Annotated in this window: 16 protein-coding genes; 11 read left to right on the top strand and 5 right to left on the bottom strand. The window is 51.6% G+C overall.

Going from position 1 to position 20236, the window contains the following annotated elements:
- Nucleotides 1–141: 141 nt before the first annotated feature.
- The 6 genes from efeO (at nt 142) to AC50Y3_RS19955 (ending at nt 7785) form a co-directional block, all read left to right on the top strand.
- Entirely contained in the window at nt 142–1002 is an 861-nt protein-coding gene (efeO, locus tag AC50Y3_RS19980; protein ID WP_494820483.1) for an iron uptake system protein EfeO, read from the top strand.
- Nucleotides 1003–1008: 6 nt separating this feature from the next.
- Nucleotides 1009–2310 (top strand): iron uptake transporter deferrochelatase/peroxidase subunit, encoded by a 1302-nt coding sequence (gene efeB, locus AC50Y3_RS19975; protein WP_494820482.1) that lies wholly within the window; start codon nt 1009–1011, stop codon nt 2308–2310.
- Between the two features lie 127 nt (nt 2311–2437).
- Nucleotides 2438–4144 carry an FTR1 family iron permease gene (locus AC50Y3_RS19970; RefSeq protein WP_494820481.1) on the top strand — a complete coding sequence of 569 codons (1707 nt, stop codon included), beginning with the start codon at nt 2438–2440 and terminating at the stop codon, nt 4142–4144.
- Between the two features lie 156 nt (nt 4145–4300).
- Nucleotides 4301–4993 carry a response regulator transcription factor gene (locus AC50Y3_RS19965; RefSeq protein WP_494820480.1) on the top strand — a complete coding sequence of 231 codons (693 nt, stop codon included), beginning with the start codon at nt 4301–4303 and terminating at the stop codon, nt 4991–4993.
- Nucleotides 4986–6314, top strand: a complete 1329-nt coding sequence (locus tag AC50Y3_RS19960) for a sensor histidine kinase (RefSeq protein WP_494820479.1) — start codon at nt 4986–4988, stop codon at nt 6312–6314. The genes AC50Y3_RS19965 and AC50Y3_RS19960 overlap by 8 nt, the downstream gene beginning before the upstream one ends.
- Before the next feature lie 76 nt (nt 6315–6390).
- Complete coding sequence (locus AC50Y3_RS19955; protein ID WP_494820478.1) at nt 6391–7785, top strand: hypothetical protein; 1395 nt, start codon at nt 6391–6393, stop codon at nt 7783–7785.
- A gap of 56 nt (nt 7786–7841) precedes the next feature.
- Here AC50Y3_RS19955 and AC50Y3_RS19950 read toward each other — a convergent pair whose 3' ends face one another.
- On the bottom strand, nt 7842–8897 hold the full coding sequence (locus AC50Y3_RS19950) for a LacI family DNA-binding transcriptional regulator (RefSeq protein WP_494820477.1): 1056 nt from the start codon (nt 8895–8897) through the stop codon (nt 7842–7844).
- A 310-nt stretch (nt 8898–9207) separates the two neighbouring features.
- Here AC50Y3_RS19950 and AC50Y3_RS19945 point away from each other — a divergent pair, with 310 nt between their 5' ends.
- Complete coding sequence (locus tag AC50Y3_RS19945; RefSeq protein WP_494820476.1) at nt 9208–11610, top strand: alpha-L-rhamnosidase-related protein; 2403 nt, start codon at nt 9208–9210, stop codon at nt 11608–11610.
- Nucleotides 11611–11640: 30 nt separating this feature from the next.
- Entirely contained in the window at nt 11641–12192 is a 552-nt protein-coding gene (locus tag AC50Y3_RS19940; RefSeq protein ID WP_494820475.1) for a GNAT family N-acetyltransferase, read from the top strand.
- Between the two features lie 86 nt (nt 12193–12278).
- Here AC50Y3_RS19940 and AC50Y3_RS19935 read toward each other — a convergent pair whose 3' ends face one another.
- The 3 genes from AC50Y3_RS19935 to AC50Y3_RS19925 all read right to left on the bottom strand — a co-directional run bounded on the left by AC50Y3_RS19935 (nt 12279) and on the right by AC50Y3_RS19925 (nt 15304).
- A complete protein-coding gene (locus AC50Y3_RS19935) occupies nt 12279–13412 on the bottom strand; it encodes a sensor histidine kinase (protein ID WP_494820474.1) in 1134 nt (377 codons plus the stop codon).
- Between the two features lie 371 nt (nt 13413–13783).
- Nucleotides 13784–14365 carry a DUF1349 domain-containing protein gene (locus AC50Y3_RS19930; protein WP_494820706.1) on the bottom strand — a complete coding sequence of 194 codons (582 nt, stop codon included), beginning with the start codon at nt 14363–14365 and terminating at the stop codon, nt 13784–13786.
- A gap of 66 nt (nt 14366–14431) precedes the next feature.
- A complete protein-coding gene (locus AC50Y3_RS19925) occupies nt 14432–15304 on the bottom strand; it encodes a helix-turn-helix domain-containing protein (protein WP_494820473.1) in 873 nt (290 codons plus the stop codon).
- 124 nt (nt 15305–15428) lie between these two features.
- Here AC50Y3_RS19925 and AC50Y3_RS19920 point away from each other — a divergent pair, with 124 nt between their 5' ends.
- The 3 genes from AC50Y3_RS19920 (at nt 15429) to AC50Y3_RS19910 (ending at nt 19418) form a co-directional block, all read left to right on the top strand.
- Nucleotides 15429–17417: a beta-galactosidase trimerization domain-containing protein gene (locus AC50Y3_RS19920; RefSeq protein WP_494820472.1), complete on the top strand. Its 1989-nt coding sequence runs from the start codon at nt 15429–15431 to the stop codon at nt 17415–17417.
- Nucleotides 17418–17565: 148 nt separating this feature from the next.
- Nucleotides 17566–18399 (top strand): sugar phosphate isomerase/epimerase family protein, encoded by an 834-nt coding sequence (locus AC50Y3_RS19915; RefSeq protein WP_494820471.1) that lies wholly within the window; start codon nt 17566–17568, stop codon nt 18397–18399.
- Nucleotides 18396–19418, top strand: coding sequence for a zinc-dependent alcohol dehydrogenase (locus tag AC50Y3_RS19910; protein ID WP_494820470.1), 1023 nt, complete (start codon nt 18396–18398; stop codon nt 19416–19418). Before AC50Y3_RS19915 ends, AC50Y3_RS19910 begins: the two co-directional genes overlap by 4 nt.
- A gap of 347 nt (nt 19419–19765) precedes the next feature.
- Here the strand turns inward: AC50Y3_RS19910 and AC50Y3_RS19905 are convergent, their stop codons facing one another.
- Nucleotides 19766–20002 (bottom strand): hypothetical protein, encoded by a 237-nt coding sequence (locus tag AC50Y3_RS19905; protein ID WP_494820469.1) that lies wholly within the window; start codon nt 20000–20002, stop codon nt 19766–19768.
- Nucleotides 20003–20236: the final 234 nt, after the last annotated feature.

The following is a 20236-nucleotide window of genomic DNA, read 5'->3' as shown; positions in this document are numbered from 1 at the left end:
TCTCTCCTAATGAGAGGTCATCTTTTTGTGTTTTGGCGAGATGGAAAAAGTTTATTCACCAATCGTTCACAAGAGAGATTTACGATTCAGCCTCTACAGGCTTATAATGAGATTGATTATCATTACTAGGGGGATGTAAAGATGAAAGCTTGGTATAGAGGTGCAATTCTAATTACTGCAGCGGCAATCGTATTGTCCGGTTGCGGTAAGAATGACAACAAAACGACTAATGTGTCCAATGCGACGAATGCAGCAGCTGCGAATGTAGAAGGAACTGCTGACTTGACGGAGGCGCAAGCTAAATATCAGACTTACGGCATTGAACAGTGCGATCTATTGATCGCGGATACGGAGAAATTCGTAACGGCCGTGAAAGCAGGCAATATCGATGAGGCTAAGAAGCTTTATGCCCCTGCGCGTATGTATTATGAGCGTATTGAACCGATCGCGGAGTCGCTTGGCGATTTCGATCCGAATATCGATGCACGTGAAGGCGATGTGGCAGATGCGGACTGGCGCGGATTCCATCGCATTGAGAAAGCGCTGTGGGCCGATAACACGACTGACGGTATGACAGAGTACGCGGATCGCCTGCTCAGCGATGTTAAAGCGCTTCGCGCTCTGATGGAAACCGTTGAAGTTGACAGCACGATGCTTGTGACCGGAGCCGTGGAACTGCTTAACGAGGTTTCCTCCTCGAAGGTGACCGGGGAAGAAGAGCGTTATTCCCGCACGGACCTCTATGATTTTGTAGCAAACGTAGAAGGCGCGAAGAAAATCTATGAACTGCTGAAGCCAGCTCTTGCGGAGAAGGATGCCGATCTTGAGAAGCAAATCGGTGAACGTTTTACGGATCTGGAAGGTCTTCTGGATAAATACAAATCAGGCGATGGTTTTGTCTTGTTTACCGAATTAAAGGATGCGGATACCAAATCGCTAAGTCAATCTCTTGATGCGCTTGCAGAGCCGCTTTCACAGATGGGAACTATTTTGGGGGCGTAATGAGATATGAAGGACCAGGATATGAAGAAGGGGCATCCGGAAGAGGGGCAAGGCGGAATTTGGAAAAAGCCGGTCAGCCGGCGTGATCTGCTTAAGATGGCCGGTATCGGCGGAGCCGGTCTTCTGCTGGGCGGCCTTGGAACAGGCGGGCTGCTGGAAGCAAGCGGACGTCTGCTTGGCAACGAGACCTCGTCGTCTGACGATGAGATTGTTGCGTTCTACGGTCCGAATCAGGCGGGCATTACGACGCCTTCTCAGAATTTTGTTTGTTTTGCCGCATTCGATTTGAAAACAACGGATATTGCGGATGTACGCGAGCTGTTCAAGAAGTGGACGGAAGCTTCCGGTGCAATGACCCGCGGACAATTAATCGGAGAGCCGGTTCATGAGAACGAGAACGTGCCGCCGACCGATACCGGAGAAGCGGTTGGACTGAATGCTTCCCGTACGACGATTACGTTCGGGGTAGGACCAAGCTTCTTTGATGAACGGTTCGGTCTTGCAGGGAAACGCCCGGCGAACTTCGCTGTATTGCCGCTCTTTAATGGAGATGCGCTTCGCGAGGAATGGACGGGTGGAGATATCGGCGTACAAGTATGCGCCGATGATCTGCAGGTTGCTTTCCATGCGATTCGCAATCTCGCTCGCATAGCGCGTGGGAAGGCCGTGCTTCGCTGGACACAAGAGGGCTTTCAACGGACGGGTCAGTCAGATCCGTCCGGCGGTACACCGCGAAATCTCATGGGCTTCAAGGACGGTACCGGCAATCCCGATATTCGTGATGCGCAGACGATGAATGAGGTCGTTTGGGCTGGGGCGGGCGATGGCGCTCCATGGATGGCAGGGGGAAGCTATATGGTGGTGAGGCGCATTCGGATTCGCGTTGAGGTATGGGATCGTTCGACGCTTAAGGATCAGGAAGATACCTTTGGCCGCCATCGGCACAGCGGAGCACCGATTGGCAGTCAGAATGAGCTGGATAAGGTGGATCTTGCCGCGAAGGATGAGAAAGGAAAACCGTTAATCCCAATGGATTCCCATGTGCGCCTGGCAAGAGGCGACAGCTCGATTCGGATTTTGCGGCGCTCCTATTCGTACTCAAGCGGGCTCGATAATGTGACCGGACAATTGGATGCGGGACTTCTGTTCATCAGCTACCAACGCGACATTGCCAAACAGTTTATTCCAATGCAGCAGCGGCTTGCGACCGACAAGCTGAACGAGTACATCCTTCACCATGGAAGTGCTGTATTTGCTTGTTTCCCAGGCGTACGCAAAGGCGGCTATATTGGGGACACACTGTTGTGATCAGAAGGGGAATAGATACATGAAGTTAAGGTCTCATCCATCCAAGCATTGGATAAAGCGGGGAGCAAGCTTGCTCCCCATTGTTTTTATAGCACTTATGCTATGGTTTCCTCTGGGAAGTATAGCAATGGCAGCAGGGGAACAAACCCCCGTTGAACGTATGCTCCCTCTGATCGGCGATGCCCTTGTAGATATCGGTCAAGAGAAATTCACGGAAGCGCAGGATGCGTTAGCTGAGGCGAACCAGCTGTGGGTAGACGTTCAAGCCGAGAATTCGGAGTTGACTGCGAATGTGAATTCTTCCCTTGCTCACGCTGCTAAAGCGGTAGCCGATGCGAAAGGTGATCCGGCTGCAGCGAAGAAAGCATTGGCAGCAGCCGCGAAGGCGATCAATGCCTACTCCAAAGCGAACAGCAGCAAGTCGCAGATGTCCGGTCCTGAAGCTGCGGCAACGCTGATTCCCTTGTTGGATCAGTTGACTACGCATATTAAGGCGGCTGCTTGGTCAGCAGCGAATGCGGACTACAGACAGATCGACAGCGGCTGGAAGAAGATTGAACAGCCGATTCGAGGCGATAATGTTACGGTATACGCTTCACTTGAGACGAGTATGAGCATGATTCGAATTGCACTACGCTCGGACCCTCCGCGCGCCGCGCAGGCGGAGTCGGAAACCGCCGCATTGCTGCAGCAGGTTAAGGATTACGCATCCGGCAAAATCGCGCAGGCATCCGTGGATACGAGTTTAACGCTTACCGATGCATTCGAGGTGCTGAGTCAAGCGGAGGCGGATGCGAAAGCAGGGCATGCAGCGGAAGCGAACGGCCAGATGCAAGCTTTCATCCGGATGTGGCCGAGCGTTGAAGGGGATGTTCAGCTGCGATCGGCTACCGTTTATCGCGATATCGAGAATCGGATGACGGAAGCGGCCGGTTATCTGCTATCCGACCCGCCTGAAACGGAGAAAGCCAGTGCAACTATTGCAGAAATGAAGGAACAGCTGGCACCGATGCTGGAGGAAGCGAGTTATAACGCTTTCGATGCAGGCGCGATTTTGCTCAGAGAAGGGTTTGAGGCGATTCTGGTTCTGGCGGCTCTCATCTCATATTTGAACAAGGCCGGGCATGCGGATAAGCGCAAATGGATTTGGGGCGGAGCGGGCATGGGGCTGCTGCTAAGCGCTATTATGGCGGTCGTGCTGACCTATGCGGTTTCGCAAGCGATATCAGGCACTATGCGGGAGAAAATCGAAGGCTTAAGCGGTCTCGCCGCGGTTCTCTTCATGCTCTTGGTGGGAAACTGGCTCCATAATAAATCGAATATCCGCGCATGGAATGCATTCATTGATAAACAAGTCGGAGGCGCTTTGGCAAAGGGCAGCTTATGGTCTTTGTTTGTCGTATCGGGGCTTTCCATCTTCCGTGAAGGAGCAGAAACGGCTATATTCTATGTCGGAATGGCCCCGTCGATCGATCCGATGCAAATGCTGCTCGGTATCGCGGTGGCGCTGCTGTTACTCCTGATTCTTGCCGTACTGATGATCAAGTACAGCGTGAAGCTGCCGCTTCGTCCGTTCTTCCTGACGGCCTCGGCGTTCATCTACTTGCTGGTGTTCCGGTTCATCGGCGAAAGCATTCATTCGCTGCAGGTAGCAACATGGGTACCGGCTCATTCGCTGCCAAGAAGCTTCTCCGTGAATGCACTGGGGATCTACCCGACCCTCGAAACCGCCATTCCGCAAGCTGCACTGGTTCTATATTTGCTCATTCGGTATAGTTCCGTCTTTATCATCGGTGCGCGCCGGGCAGGAATGACCAAAACCACTCTAAAATAAACATGAATTAGCTTAATCCAATTCCTGAAAGGGGATAACGGATTAAGCTTTTTTCGTTATGGCTTTTCAGATTTCTTTCATCTTTTGCAGGTATAATGATGGGAGCTATATTTTCGACGATTATAAGGGTCTACGGTTACATAGGAGGAACAGACGTTGCGGATATTGTTTGCGGAGGACGATGAGACGCTGGGAGAGCTGACAGAGCATCAGCTGCTGCGGCGTTATCATGTTGTGGATTGGATGAAGGATGGGGCAGAAGCGCGTCAAGCAATGGGTCCCGGCCGATATGACGTCTATGTGCTGGATTGGATGCTTCCCGGTGCAACGGGGATGGACCTGATTCGCGCAGCTCGGAAGAAGGAAGATCATACGCCGATTCTGCTGCTTACAGCGCGGGACGCCGTTCAGGATCGAGTAGAAGGATTGCTCGCAGGCGCGGACGATTATATGATCAAGCCGTTTGCGTTCGAAGAATTAGAAGCACGGCTTCTCGCATTGTTCCGACGTCAAGAACGTGTGATTCAATCCGATTCCTTGCAGGTTGGCGAGCTGGTTGCCCATTTGAATCGGTTCGAGGTGACGCGCGGTGGAGCCGCGATTACGTTAACCCGGCGAGAATTTCAGCTGCTTGTCTGCTTGATGCGTCATGAAGGGCAGGTGCTGTCGCGCGAGCAGCTGCTGGATCAAGTTTGGGGTGTGGGAGCAGAGGTAACACTGAATACAGTGGATGCCACGGTCAAGCTGCTTCGCAAGAAAGTGGACGGGCCGTACGAGCATAAATGCATTCACAGCGTTTACGGCGCAGGCTACCGACTCTCGCAGAACGGCGGGGAGCATCATGTTTAAACGAACGCAGACCAAGCTGACACGGCAATTTTCAATCACGATCGGAATTATTCTTCTCGTTACCGTCTTCTTCGCGCATTGGATGGTCCAATATATCCTTACGTCAACGGAGAATAATCAGCTGCGATCACTTAGTCATCAGTATGCCAAGGATCTTCAACAACTGCTGGATTCGCCGAAAGCGGCTGTATTGTTTGACCAGAATATGAATGACAAGAAGCTTAACGAGGCTTTCTCGCCGACGGGGCTGCAACTCAATCAGATGACTTGGCTTGTTTCGGATCAAGGGGAAATTCTGCTTCAATCTCCCGGGGGTAAGAATGGCAGTCTTATTGCAAGCGACTTTCCCATTCTGCCGCTGCTTCCGAACATACTAAGCAAGCCGGATGATAAGTATCACAATGTGCGGTCTGATGGTAGAACGTTTCGCATTGGAGGGCTGACAATCAACGCCTCAACCGGTGATGAATATCGAGTCATCGTCGCGCAGGAGGTGACAAGCGACGTCGCCCTGCTTGTTCAATTGCGATGGGCGTTCGCAGGTTTTGCCCTCGTTATGCTGCTCGCGGGAGCCGCTGCCGGCTACTTGCTTGCAGGCCGGGCAATGGTTCCGATATTCAATGCTTACCGGCGCCAAGAGCAGTTCACGGCAGATGCATCCCATGAACTGCGTACTCCGCTCAGCATATTAAGGTCCTCCGTGGAGGTGCTTAATGAACAGCGAGAGACGCTGCCTGAGTTCTACCGGAATGTGCTTGCGAAGTCCGGCAAGGAAATCCATCATTTGATCCGACTTGTCGACAATTTGCTGACGCTTGCACGCAGCGAGAACGGGCGGATTGAAATTATGAAGCGGCCGTTCTCGCTGCGCGGCATGGTTCTGCAAGTCTTGGAGCAGCTGGAGCCGATTGCACAGGGAAAGCAGGTGCGCTTGCATTTAGCGGAAAGCTCCGAGACGGTGGAGAGGGAATTTTGCGGCGATGAGGTGCGAATCAGGCAGCTAACGTTCATTCTCGCGGAGAATGCGATTCAGTACAATCGTCCGGGGGGCACAGTCACCGTTGCGATCGAATGCGGGCCGGATGAAGCCGCAATCATGGTAACCGATACCGGCATCGGCATTGCGAAGGAGCATTTAACCGGTATATTCGAGCGGTTTTATCGTTTGGATCAAGCTCGTACTCGCCGCTCGGAAGGGACGGGACTCGGTCTTGCCATTGCGAAGCAAATTGTTCTGTCTCATAGAGGAAGATTGCAGGTATGGAGTGAACCAGAGGTCGGCACAACGTTTCGCGTGAACATGCCGAACGTTTCAGATTAGTTTCAGAATGTCCCGATAGAATCAGTATTGTAACCGCCAGATGGGCGGAATTAAGGTACAGGAGGTTAACATCACCATGAACAAGAAGTGGAAGCTGGCCGGAGCGGCCATTGCACTGGCTGTAGCGATTCCGGTATCGGCATATGCGGCAGCAGATGGGGCAAGCCAGAAAAACCCGGACAAGAAATATCATGTGATTTCGATCAACAAAAGCGGCGTCAAATCGGAACGGAAGGATGCAAGAATTGACGTACTCGAACTCGCGGTGACGAAGCTCGGGCTGGACAAGGCAGCTATCGAGGCTGCGGCCAAAGCCGGCAAATCGCTTACAGACCTTGCGAAAGAGAAAGGGATCGCGATTCAGCCGATCATCGACGAATTGACTGCGCAGCTGGTGGCAGAGATACAGAAGTCCCGAGGCTCCGAGGTGCAATTGACGGACGAAGAGAAGAACAATATTAATCTGAAAGTCACCACCGAAGTGAATCGGGTTGTCACCGTGCCGCTGTCTGAGCAGTTGAAGGATAATAAGAGCAATGCGGTTTATATCGAAGATCATGGAGGATTTGGAATCGACATCGCTGAGTTCACCGTGACGAAGTTCGGTCTGGACAAAGCTGCCTTCGAGAAAGCGGTCAAAGATGGCAAATCGCTCACCGATCTTGCGAAAGAAAAAGGGATCGCGATTCAGCCGATTATCGACGAATTAACCAAACAGCTGCTGGCAGGTATACAGAAGCCCAAAGATGCCGAGAAGTTGACGGCTGAGGAGAAGAGCAATATTACGAAGAAGGTTGGCCTTGAGGCGAAGCGGATTGTAACGGAGCCACTAGCGGAGCAACTGAAAGCTGCTAAGCGAGAACAGGTTATTAAAGTGGATCGCGGCGGCGTGGGAGTCGACGTAGCCGAAATTGCGATATCGAAGCTCGGTCTAGACAAAGCATCCTATGGGAAGGCAGTCGAAGACGGCAAATCGCTCGCTGACCTTGCGAAAGAGAAGGGAATCGCGATTCAGCCGATTATCGATGACGTGACGAACAAGCTTTTGAGCAGCCTGCAAAAGTCTGACGACTCCGAGAAACTGACGGATGAAGAGAAGAATAATCGGAAGAAGAAGATCAGCTTCGAGGCAGCTCGGATTGTAAACGAGCCTCTAAATAAGCAACAATCGGATGGTAAGTATGGTCTGAATATGAAAGCAGCGATCGAGTTCCTTGGACTGGATAAAGCCGCATTCGAAGAGCTTGTTCATTCCGGTAAATCACTTAGCGATATCGCCAAAGACAAAGGCTTTACCCGTCAGCAGCTCATCGATGCTTTGCTCATTGATGTGGACGCGCAGTTGAAGAAACTTGTGGCTAACAAGCAACTAACGCAAGCAGAAGCAGATCGGGAGAAAAAGGATGCCCGTGCGTTCGTCGATAAGTTCGTCGATGAGAAGCTTAATCTAAGCGTTACCTTTAAAAAATAAATCAACATATATAGCAACAAGGAGCTGCATCTGCAGCTCCTTGTTTTGTTTGATGCTTATTGTTTCGTTCGTCCCCCGACATGGAGGATGGAAGCAACCAGGTTGTCATGATCCTGTTCACTCACGCCGCCCGAGAATCCGCAGGACTGTCTCGCGATAAGCTGGGTTGGAAGGATAATGGAATCTTCTTCCTTGCGTGCATTGAAGACGAGCTGGGTGGCAATTGCGCCAACCTCAAATTTAGAATGGCCGATCGTCGATAAAGCGGGCCTGATTAGAGGGGCTAAGTTAATGTTATCGAAACCGACGATGGCAATATCCTCAGGCACGCGTAGGCCTGCTTCGTGCAGGGCACGAATAGCGCCGATAGCCATCTCATCATTGGCTGCGAATATAGCATCCGGCAGCCGCTTACTTGCAATTAGCAGCTTGACTGCTTGATAACCGCCGGCCTCGAGGAAGCGTCCGTGCATTGCAATCCGCTTGGGGACGGGCAGGTCATGCTCAAGCAAAGCACGTTTGTAGCCTTCGTATCGCTGCGTATTATCGAAGGCTGCCGTTGGTCCGCTCAGAAATTCAATGTTGCGTCGCCCCAGCTTGATCAGATGCGCAACCGCATCATAACCGCCTTGCTCATTGGTAATGAGGACATTATGTACGTAATCGCCTCTTAGCTCCCGATCGAGAACGACAATAGGGAAGGATTCGGAGGCCACTTGAAGGATAAGGCTGTCGCTGATCGCGGTTCCCATGATGATAGCGCCATCAACAAATTTTTCCCTTAAGAAACGATGTGCGGAGCTGTTCTCGCCGCCATAGGTGCTGCAGACGATTAAATTGTAATCATGTGAGGCTACAATTTCTTGGACGCCTTCAATGACCTGGCTGTAGAAAGGACCGCCAAGATCGTTTAGGAATAGTCCGATTGTTTCACTCTTGCGTTTCTTTAAATTGCGAGCAGCCCCGCTTGGACGGAAATTCAGCGCCTCTGCGGCCCGAACGACTTTACGGCGCGTCTCTTCACTGATCTTAGGCGAGTTGTTCAGTGCGTAGGAGACGGTCGAAACGGCAACGCCCGCCATCTTCGCTACATCCTTGATTGTAGCTGACATGTTATCCTCCCGGTCGAGTACGAATTTTAGATAAACGAAAAAAGAAGGTTAACAATTTCGTAATATTTAATGATTATTATAACATTTGATTCTGCAGCGTGTGAATGATTATGCAGGAATAATAGGTGCCCGAGGCACATCTATCTATCCATTTATTAGCTTAAATAGATAAATTATTCGCGAATAGCGTGTTGAGAGATTGTTGCTGATGGAAACTCTGAATTTCTTTATAATGGAAGATGACAGCCTGATGGCAACTTACTTAGAGGAATGGCGAACATGAGCTATGAGAAGGAGTTGGAATCCAAGCATGGAAGAGAACCTCAATTGGCAGGCCAGATGGATCTGGCCGAGCCGTACCGGCATCGAGCAGATTGCGGGTGATAGGGAGCCGGAGCTGGCTTATTTTCGCCGCAGCTTTCACGTTACGGATAAGTCGGACACTCGTTTGACTGTACGCGTTTCGGCAGACAGCCGGTATCGGATCTGGCTGAATGGAGAATCGCTCGTAAGCGGTCCGCTTAAAGGGGACATGAACACGCACTACTACGAAGTGATCGACGTGACGGACAAGCTCCGTGACGGGGAGAATGTATGGGCGGCCCAGGTCATTTACTATGCCGGTCGAACCGGACCTGCATCTGTCTGGCGGTCAGATCGGGGAGCCTTCCTGCTGGATGGCCATTTGGCAGATGGGGCGGGCAATATACTGGAGGATGTCAGCACGGATACACGCTGGCAGGCACTGCGTCTTGCAGCAGGAGCATTCACGTTCGAGCGGGAGACGTTTACGTTATTTATTGGCGGCGGGGAACGAGTCAAGGGCAGCGAGCTGCCGATCGGATTCATGAATGCTGATTATGATGACAGCGGCTGGGCAAATGCAGTGGTCGTCAGCGAAATTATGGACGGCATGTACGGTCAATTGACGAATTGGCAGTTAACCGAACGGTCGATCCCGTTCATGCGAGAGACTATTTGTTCGTTTACGCGAGTTATGCAGGCGCGGAGCGGCAATCAGACATGGAGCGAAGGCGATTCGCCGGAACAGGTATTCGGCGTGGTGCTGGCTCCGGGAGAGAAGCTGATTGTCGAGCTGGATGCTTCACGTATGACAAGCGGATATCCGCGCGTCCAGTTCTATGGAGGCAGAGGCGCACAGGCATCCGTACTCTATGCCGAATCCTACGAGCTCCCTCCCGGTGAAGATGGCACCCGCAACAAAGGGGTTCGCGATGATAAAGAAGGCAAGTCGCTTTATGGCTTCGAGGACTTCTATTCACTTGCCGGAGTCGGCGATCCGAATAGGGCTGGAAGTGAAGTGTACGAGCCTATACACCGAAGAGGGTTCCGTTTCATTCGTCTGACGCTGCAAGCGGGAGATGAGCCCGTTACGCTGGCCGGTATCGACTACCGCCAAAGCGGATATCCGCTGGAGGAATTGGCGGCGTTTGATGGATCGGATCCTACATTCGCTCCGTTGTGGGAGATCAGCTTAAATACACTACGCGGCTGTATGCACGAAACGTATGAGGATACCCCATTCTATGAGCAAATGCAGTATGAGCTGGACAGCCGTCTTCAAGCGCTGTTTACCTATTCCGTAAGTGGCGATGACAAGCTTGGCCGGAAGACGATTCGCGACTTCCACAGCTCCTTGCTGCCCAGCGGCATGCTGCAAAGCCGTTATCCGTCTGTCGACAGACAGGTCATCCCGGGTTTTGCTTTGTTTTGGCTCATGATGGTGTACGACCATTACAGCCATTACGGCGATGCCGCGCTAGTGAAAGCGTATCGTCCGACGATGGATGCGGTGCTCGGCTGGTTCGAGAATCGCCGTGAGGAGAGCGGACTCGTTGGGCAAATCCCGACGGCCTATTGGTCATTCGTCGATTGGACAATGGCATGGAAGGACAATGCCGGTGCGCCGCATGCAGCACGCCGCGGTCCTCTTACGGTGTACAATCTCATGTATGCGGATGCGCTCGTTAAAGCGGCGGAGCTGAATGAGTGGACCGGACGAAGCGAAACGGGTGCGGAATATCGCGAGCGGGCAGCGTCCGTACGCGATGCTGTTCGCCTTCACTGCTGGTCGGAGCCACGGCAGATGTTCCGCGACGGTCCAGCCGTGGAAGCTTACAGCCAGCATGCGCAAATGTGGGCCGTACTTACAGGAACGGTAGTCGGAGATGAAGCGAAATCGCTGACCGTGCGGATGTTGGACGGAGAAGGAGACGGCGCTGACCTCGCGCAAATCTCGACGGCGATGTCGTACTATCTGTTCCGTGCGCTGGCGATGACGGGTATGTATGAGCGAACGTTCAAGCTGTGGGATTCATGGCGTAAACAGGTCGATCTGCATTTGACGGCTTGGGTGGAAGATCCCGTGTCGGAACGCAGTGATTGCCATGCCTGGGGAGCCTTGCCGCTCTATGAATTCCCTGCCGAAATCCTTGGCATTAAGCCGCTGTCTCCCGGTTTTGCCGAAATCGATATTTCACCTGTAATCGGGCCGCTCAGTTGGGCGAAAGGAAGCACATCAACCCCTCATGGTCTCGTTGAAGTAGCTTGGCAGCAAGAAGGCAGCCGCTTTACGATGCAAGTGAATGGTCCAGCCGGCATTCCGGTTACGATCACACTGCCAAGCGGTGAGAAAAGATCCTTCGCCGAAGCGCGGGAACTGAAAGTCGAGTGCGATTTCGCGGGGAGGTAGGATGAATCGATTTCGAAGGAGCGTGAATCCTTGTTCAGCTTCACGATAAACGCGGACTTGAAATTACAAATCTTGCAGCTCCATCACGCCGATGAAATCTTCGATGTGATTAAGAAGAACCGAGAACATATTGGCGAGTTTCTGCCTTGGGCGCTCACGACGAGTAGTGTGGATGAAGTGAAGCTATACATCGAATATGAGCTGAAGAGATTCGCCGGAAACAACGGCGTTTCGTGCGGGATCATCTATCAAGATCGCTACATCGGCAATATTAGCGTCCAGGATATTAACTGGAAGCATAGGAAGACTTCGATCGGCTATTGGTTGGATGCGGATTTTCAAGGGAAGGGATTTATGACGGAGGCTTGCAAGAAGATCCTCCATTATATCTTTCATGATCTGGAACTAAACCGAATCGAGGTTCGAGTAAGAGTGGATAATGGGAGGAGTAAAGCGATCCCATTGCGGCTTGGATTTGTACAAGAAGGAAGCATTAGAGCAGCGGAGTATAACAAAGGCGAGTATTACGACCACCTGGTATACGGGCTGTTGAGATCGGAATGGGAAACAACCCATAAATGACCTGGCACTTTATCTAAATAGAGCCTCCTGAGCGAACCATATCGGTTGCGTACAGGAGGCTTCTTACTGCTTGCTTGACTTGAGGGCTATTCGAGAAGTGCCGGAAACCGCAGCGTAAACGTAGTTTCTTTACGATTCGTTTCGAACGTGATGGTGCCGTTATTTCGTTCCACGATTTGCTTGCATATGGCAAGGCCAAGTCCGGTACCGTCTGATTTGCTCGTGACGAATGGATCGAATAAGGTAGCATGAATGTCAGTCGGAATCTCCGGGCCGGTATTAATGAAGCGGATGTAGATATGTGCACCGTCAGCAAAGGTGAGAACCGTAATTTTGCGATGATGGATATCGGTTTCACGCAGCGCGTCAATTGCATTATTCAGCAGATTCGAGAACACCTGAATAATGGCAAGGTTCTGGACCTCCACTTGCAGATCATCCTGCAGCTTCAATGAGAGCTCGATATTCTCATTCAACAGCAGCGGATTGACGAGGAGAAGTGTTTTCTCAATGACCTCATGCAGTGGCATGAGGATGCGCTGCTCATCTGCGATCGGCTTTCGGGAGAAGCTGAGAAAGCCGGTGACTTGCATTTCGATATTACGGAATTCATTATCAATGATGTCTAGATATTTCTCGATGCTGCCAAGCGAGTCGGGTGGAAGCGATTTGCGAATTAATACGAGGAAACCTTTGATGGACGTTAAAGGATTGCGAATCTCATGGGCCATGCTGGATGCCATTTTGCCGATTAAGTTGAGCTTGTCCGCATGAATATCCTCGATTAGTTTATCCTGCAGTTCCATTTTCCCGCGTGCATGATCGAAGAAATAGGTGTAAACCGTCGCTTGGAAGGCATCTATCCTCGAGATGATGGTTGAGATAATCTCGGTAAGCTGAGAAGCTTCGACTTGGAAAATCGATATTTTCTCGAGAAACGCTTCCCGGAAAAATAACGAGCTTTTCAAAATATGGTCAATAGGAATCCCTTTATTAAACAGCAAGTCACACCAGGTTCGATATTCAGCAAATATCGGATGCTCCTCAATCGGGATCTGGATATCGGAGATCAGAGTGATGTAGCGCTTGCCTTGTTCTTGAAGTTGAGGGATATCGTATTGATTGGGATACGATTGTTCCAACCGATGAATCCAGTTGTGAATAATTTCTGTCTGATAGCTCTCGAAGAATCGATTGATTTCAGTTATTTTCTCAATCATGAGTTCGCTCACTCCAGGTATTCATATTTGGAATAGGCAGGTCAAAGGGCAAATGACGTTAGAATAAGCTGCGACAACTCAAGTGGGAGAATCAACCTACGGATAACACGATTCAGATGCATCGCGGCGGTGTGCTGAAAGAATATATCATCTATGAGATTGAGCGAGTGCTGGAGCGGGAATGGCTTGGCTTGGAGAGCTGATCGGAGTCTATCGTTCGCAGCTGTCAATCTTGAAGACGTGGTTCAAAAGCTTCCAAGCCCCAAGCCCACTCGTTCCGGACGAGGGGGCATGAGATGCAGCAGTTTGATTTGCGCGATAAGCGTTCCCTTAATAATCGTGCACAGTAGTGTATCGATGGTATAAGAGCGCTATTGGGCTAGGGTGAGTTCGTCAATCTTCACGAGGCAGCCTGTCCCTTGCGGAGACTGCGCGACTACGCCTGCCAAGCATGTAGAAGGAAGATTCATGCCAAAATACCGGATTTGCCGCCACAGCTCACCGTCCGCCGAATAGTGGAAGGAGATGCAATTCCCGTCTCGTGTTATTCGCAAGTACGGCGTCTCTACATCGACCCGCTCGGAATTGCAGTCGTCGGAGCTGCCATCCTTTGTGACAACAGACACGATAGTGGGGTATTCGCCGTTATATTCGAAGCAAAGCTTCGCCCAATTGCGGTCGTCAACCATCAGCATCAGACAGCCGGAGTCGTATTTGTGCGTCATGACGGCACTCAGTCTGGTCGTCAGCACGAAGGACCCGCTAACCGGTCTATACAGGTATGGTGCGGAGCTGACTATGTGTTTGCCTGCCGGATCCTGATAGAAGTCAGCATTCGCCGGGGCCTCAATAATGAGCTCGCCGTTCTCGCCGCGCCCCGAATGACTCGGTTCATTCAACCACTGCATTGTCTGTGCCGGCAGTTGATCGAGCAATAAATTAGCTTCCACCATCATCCCTCGCTTTATTGGAATATTCTCTCTTACATACATTCTCCTCGTAAACGAAATGTCCTGCACTCAGCTTAATCCTTGCCGCGATCTACGGTAATCTCCCGGCGTTTGGCCGGTCGTTTCCCTGAACATGCGAATGAAATAATTATAATCTTCCATGCCGATGGCCTCGGCTATGACCGGAACAGGCAGCTCGCTAGCTGCGAGAAGCCGCTTGGCTTCTTCAATCTTCAGATAACGGACGTATTGGACAGGTGTCTTGCCGGTATGTTTCTTTAAACAGCGTGCCAGATATTCAGCGTTAAAATGAAACTGCTCCTCTAGCGAAGCCGAATGAAACGGTTCCTTGATGAAGCGGGTCAAGAAATCCTCCAGCTGGCGGCTCAGTGTAAGTGAACGCGAGGGCTTCGTCGATTCTATCGTTAGCTGTTGCAGCTGCTCCAGCAACCGAGCGAGCAGACCATGCAGACGCGCGGCATTTTCCAAATTCAGCTTGTGCTGAATCGACAGCATTTCGCGAAGAACGGGCAGCAGCGGCTTTGGGTCGATGTTCGCCCATTTAGGTAAAAATAAGGATTGTCTGCGCGGCAGGAAATCGGCATCGGTTCCCGGTTCAAGAATGGAAGACCATGAGATTTGTTGGCTGCTCAGCGAGGCCGCAGGCAGCGGGTGATAGAAATGAATCCAATAAATCTCGGTATCCTCCTCACAAGGGCGATGACCGACGTGGGTGCGACCGGGCTCGAGCAGCAGCAGATCACCCGCACCTGCCGAATAGGGCTGCTCATCTTCCGTGATATAAATGGCGCCTTTGATCACCAGCAGCATGTCATACATCGGGAAATTACGCTTGAAATGCTGGTTTCCCGGTCGCCATATGGAATGGCCGATGGTTACGAATTGCGGAAGCGGCGGGATGGGAAGCTGCAAACATTCCATCGTGGAGGAATCTCTCCTGTTTGGTCGATTTTATGCTATAACAAGTCTATTCCATCTCTATCCTCCTGTGCAATGACTATGTAATAGTGAAGAAAGATTGACTACGAGGATAGGGGCGAAGCGTATGCGGTTTAGACAGGTTCATCTTGATTTTCATACCTCAGAGGCAATTCCGGGCATTGGCAGTCAATTCTCCAAGGGGCAGTTCCAAGAGATGCTGCGCAAAGGCCATGTCGATTCCATTACAGTGTTCTCCAAATGCCATCATGGCTGGGCTTACCACCCGAGCGAGGCGAATGAGCGCCACCCGGGTTTGGCGTTCGATTTGCTCGGTGCGATGATTGAAGCTGCGCATGAAATTGGCGTCAAGACGCCTGTCTATATTTCCGCAGGGCTCGATGAGAAGATGGCCAGACGCCATCCCGAGTGGCTGTTCCGAGACCAGGAGGATAAAACGAGCTGGGTCAAGAACTTCATGCAGCCCGGTTATCATGAGTTCTGTATGAACTCGCCTTATCTAGAGATGCTGCTGAAGCAGATCGAAGAGGTTGTTCGAGGGTATGATGCAGACGGCATCTTCCTGGATATCGTAGGCGTCCGTCAGTGCTACTGCCAATATTGCGTGGCGGATCTGCGCCGCGAAGGCAAAGACCCGCGCAATGCGGAAGATGTGCTGGCGCTTGGCGAACGCACCTATGCGCATTATGGGAGAGCGGTGAAGGAGCTGATCCATGGCTTAAAGCCGGGGATGCCTATTTTCCAAAATGGCGGCCATATTCGCCGCGGCCGGCGCGACTTGGCACAGCTGAACACACATCTGGAGCTGGAATCGCTGCCTACCGGCGGCTGGGGCTACGATCATTTCCCATTGTCGGCGCGCTATTCGCAGACGCTTGGCATGCCTTATCTGGGCATGACCGGTAAGTTCCATACGTCATGGGGGGAATTCGGCGGCTATAAGCATCCAAACGCGCTGCGTTATGAGACCGCTCTCAGCATTGCAAACGGTGCTCGCTGTTCGATCGGCGATCAGCTCCATCCGGACGGTGTTATGGATGAAGCGACTTATGAGCTGATTGGTCATGCCTACCGCGAAGTGGAGCAGAAGGAAGCTTGGTGCACGGATACCGTGAATGTGGCCGATGTTGCCTTGCTCTCTCTTGAGGCTGTCGGCGTTCACAAGACGACGGGGCAGGTGGATTTCACGGGGCATTCCGATGCCGGTGCGGTAAGGATGCTGCTGGAAGGTAAAGTTCTGTTCGATGTTATCGATATGGAAGCGGACTTCTCCGGCTATAAAGTCATTATTTTGCCTGATGAAGTGGTGCTGAGCAGTCAGTTAGCTGCAAGTCTTAAGCGCTATCTGGATAACGGCGGTAAGGTTCTGGCAACTGGGCGTTCAGGCTTGAAGGAAGACGGCAGCGGGTTTGGCCTCGAATTCGGCGTGAAATGGCTGGGCGAGAACGGCTTTCAGCCGGATTATTTCCGTCCTGCGTTTGAGGTTCAGAGCCTCGGCAAGGCTGCATTTATTTTCTATGGCAAAGGTCAGCGTATTGAGCTTGAAGATGGAGCCGGCATTGCTGTGCTTGGACGACGGGAAGATCCTTATTTCAATCGGGATGTGTTTACATTCTGCTCGCATCAACATACGCCAAGCTCGCGCGGCGACGGTGGACCCGGCATGGTGGAAGGGCCGGATGGCATCTATATCGCTTGGAATGTCTTCGAGGATTACGGGACGAAAGGCAGCCTGATCCTGAGGGAAACGGTGCTCTACGCCCTTAATAAATTGCTGGGCGACAGGAAAACGATCGCAACCTCCTTGCCTGCGCAAGGCATTGTGACGCTGCAGCAGCAGCCGGCAGAGAGCCGCTACATTAACCATTTGCTGTATGTGACACCGGTCAAACGCGGGAATGGGATTGAGATTATTGAAGATATTGTGCCAGTATTGGATACGAAGGTTTCGCTCCAATTGCAAGAAGAGGTGAAGAACGTTTACTTGGCTCCACAGCTGACAACGCTGCCGTTCGTGCACGAAGATGGAAAGTTGACGTATACCTTAGATCGTCTGGAATGTCACCAGATGGTTGTGATCGATATCGCGAAGTAGAAGGATGGAACAAGCAGCAGGAGCGGGGAGTGGATTGCCGTTTCTGCTGTTTTTTTTGCTGTTAATGGCGGTGGCATGGGAAGGATTTCGGGTTGTGACCAAGGAATATTTGCAGTAGGCAAAATATGACAGAGAGGAATGATCCCTCATGAGGCTTGGAGGCCCAATTCTGACTAGGGAAACGCTTGATCCGGAACGTTGGATAGCTGCACATGCGGAGCGCGGTTATACGGCTGCTTATTTTCCGGATGTGGATGATGCGGCACAAATCGAGGATTACGTCCGCGCTGCAGCTAAGGCGGACATTGTTATTGCAGAAGCGGGGGCATGGAGCAACCCGTTAAGCCAAGACCCAGAGGTACGGGAGCAGGCAATCCGCTACTGCAAGAAGAAGCTGGCGACGGCCGAACTTGCGGGGGCGCGCTGTTGCGTCAATATCGCCGGTTCGCTAGGCGAGCAGTGGGATGGACATGATCCGGCGAATTTGACAGCGGACACCTTCGAGTTGATTGTTGAAACCGTTCGCGGAATTATCGATCACGTGAAACCGGAACGCACGTATTATACGCTGGAAATGATGCCTTGGATGTATCCCGATACTGTGGAGAGTTATTTGCAGCTTATTAAGGCGATTGATCGGCAGGCATTTGCAGTACATTTGGACCCCGTCAACATTGTCACTAGTCCGCAGCTGTTTTATCGAAACGGAGCTTTGATCGAGGAGTGTTTCACCAAGCTTGGTCCTTATATACGCAGCTGTCATGCCAAAGATATTGTACTCGGCTCGTCGATGATGGTCCATTTGGACGAAACGCGTCCGGGGCTTGGGAAGCTGGATTATGGCCAGTATCTTCGCCAATTAGCGAAGCTGGACCGTGATGTGCCGCTCATGCTGGAGCATTTGGATAGTGACTCGGAATACCGACAGGCTGCTGACTATATTCGAGCAACCGCGGATTCGATCGGGGTGAAGTGGGGATGACAACGACAACAAATCGGCAGGATATTGGGCTTGTCCTAACAGGCGTTCGCCAAATCGCGCTTCAGTCGATGGATCGCGGAGCAGATCCGCTGCAAGAGAACGAGATTATGGGTGAAACCTTGTTCACGTTAATTAGTACGGGAACTGAGCTCGCTTTGTATCTGGGGCGGGCAGATTTCACAAGCATTCCGGGGTATGCTGCTGTGTTTCGTGTGCAGGAAGTTGGCAGTGAAGTTCAAGCTTTCAAGCCCGGCGATCTGGCTTTCTGCATGGGGCCGCATCGCTCCGTGCAGCGTGTAAGCGAGAAGGAAGCTTTGCTGCTGCCGGAGGGTTTGTCCCCGGCGGAGGCCGTGTTCGCGAGAATGATGAGCGTTAGCATGTCGACGCTATCGACGACCAAGGCAAGACCGCCGCAGCAGGTGATGGTCAGCGGGCTGGGTTTGGTCGGTAATATGGCGGCGCAGCTATTCGCGGCGAGCGGTTATTCCGTTACGGCGTATGATCCGGTTTCGTGGAAGCGGGAAGCTGCAGCCGGTAGTTTCGGTGGTGGTTCAAATGGTGCTGATGGTGCCGGAGCAATGATAGCCAGTCTGCCGCCTGTGGATGATCCTGCTCAGAGAGGGAAATTCGCAATCGTCGTGGAATGCTCGGGGCATGAGCAGGCTGTACTCGACGGCTGCCGCATGGTTGGCAAGAACGGCGAGGTCGTCATGGTAGGCGTACCATGGAGACGACAGACTGAAGCGTATGCGCATGAGCTGCTGCAGCTTGTTTTCTACAACTATGTCGTACTGCGCAGCGGCTGGGAGTGGGATATTCCAACGCATGCCGGAAGCGCGGTGGAACCCGGTATTTTCACGAATCTTGCAGGGGCGCTGCGATGGCTGGCTGCCGGTAAGGTGAGGGTAGATGGCTTGTACGAAGTCGTTTCACCGAAGGAAGCGGCTGCAGTCTATGAAGATTTAGCCGAGCAGCGATATCGATCGCTTGGCCTCGTGTTTGATTGGTCGCTTGTTTGAGTGGAACATGACACACATTATAGTCCAAACTTTGGCGGAATAATTAACACGGCAGCACGACACACGGCCGAACACACTCACAAACACAAAGACAAAGACAAACACAAAGACAAACACAAAGACAAACACAAAGACCAACACAAAGACCAACACAAAGACCAACACAAAGACCAACACAAAGACCAACACAAAGACAAACACAAACACAAAGACAAACACAAAGACAAACACAAAGACAAACACAAACACAAACACAAAGACAAACAAACGGCCCAACACTTGGCCAAACAAAATGTAGCTTAACCCAGTGCCTGAAACGTAGCTCAAACCCAAGACATTGCTGACTCTCAGCGTTTCTTGGGTTTCTTTTTGCCTACGGCAGACGCAGACTTTTTGCCTTTCTTCGACTTTCGTCGGTTCGCGTTAACTTCTTCATCGACGACGATATCTTCGCCGTCCAGCTCTTCGTCTACTTCTTCCTCGGCCTTAGCATTCTCACCGAACTCCGGTAAAATATTGGCATCGCCGAACAGGACGGTACCATTGTTCTTCACGATGATGACTTTGCCGATCCAGCAGAACATGGCCCCGATGCCTCCTTCTGACATACTGCTGGTCTATGATATGAGCCGTACAGCCTGCCCGTATTGGCGCATGTCCGTGGTTAGCAACATAAATAAGGCAGGAGAATCATCAATAAACTGACGTACAGCCTGCCTTGGCCAATGTAGATCTCGAGGTGAGCTACATTACATTATTTCCTCGCATTTCTGCTAAAGAGAGGAAACCAGTACCTCTCTAGACCCAAACTAACACTA

It is taken from the genome of Paenibacillus sp. J22R98 (assembly GCF_059383835.1).
This window is presented reverse-complemented; position numbering and strand designations above follow the sequence as displayed.

Excerpts from the sequence above, each read along its gene's own strand:
- efeB (WP_494820482.1), top strand. The coding sequence starts at position 1,009 with ATGAAGGACCAGGATATGAAGAAGGGGCATCCGGAAGAGGGGCAAGGC.
- AC50Y3_RS19920 (WP_494820472.1), top strand. The coding sequence starts at position 15,429 with ATGCGGTTTAGACAGGTTCATCTTGATTTTCATACCTCAGAGGCAATT.
- AC50Y3_RS19970 (WP_494820481.1), top strand. The coding sequence starts at position 2,438 with ATGGCAGCAGGGGAACAAACCCCCGTTGAACGTATGCTCCCTCTGATC.
- AC50Y3_RS19915 (WP_494820471.1), top strand. The coding sequence starts at position 17,566 with ATGAGGCTTGGAGGCCCAATTCTGACTAGGGAAACGCTTGATCCGGAA.
- AC50Y3_RS19925 (WP_494820473.1), bottom strand. The coding sequence starts at position 15,304 with ATGGAATGTTTGCAGCTTCCCATCCCGCCGCTTCCGCAATTCGTAACC.
- AC50Y3_RS19960 (WP_494820479.1), top strand. The coding sequence starts at position 4,986 with ATGTTTAAACGAACGCAGACCAAGCTGACACGGCAATTTTCAATCACG.
- AC50Y3_RS19905 (WP_494820469.1), bottom strand. The coding sequence starts at position 20,002 with ATGTTCTGCTGGATCGGCAAAGTCATCATCGTGAAGAACAATGGTACC.
- AC50Y3_RS19945 (WP_494820476.1), top strand. The coding sequence starts at position 9,208 with ATGGAAGAGAACCTCAATTGGCAGGCCAGATGGATCTGGCCGAGCCGT.
- AC50Y3_RS19935 (WP_494820474.1), bottom strand. The coding sequence starts at position 13,412 with ATGATTGAGAAAATAACTGAAATCAATCGATTCTTCGAGAGCTATCAG.
- AC50Y3_RS19955 (WP_494820478.1), top strand. The coding sequence starts at position 6,391 with ATGAACAAGAAGTGGAAGCTGGCCGGAGCGGCCATTGCACTGGCTGTA.
- efeO (WP_494820483.1), top strand. The coding sequence starts at position 142 with ATGAAAGCTTGGTATAGAGGTGCAATTCTAATTACTGCAGCGGCAATC.
- AC50Y3_RS19950 (WP_494820477.1), bottom strand. The coding sequence starts at position 8,897 with ATGTCAGCTACAATCAAGGATGTAGCGAAGATGGCGGGCGTTGCCGTT.
- AC50Y3_RS19910 (WP_494820470.1), top strand. The coding sequence starts at position 18,396 with ATGACAACGACAACAAATCGGCAGGATATTGGGCTTGTCCTAACAGGC.
- AC50Y3_RS19930 (WP_494820706.1), bottom strand. The coding sequence starts at position 14,365 with ATGGTGGAAGCTAATTTATTGCTCGATCAACTGCCGGCACAGACAATG.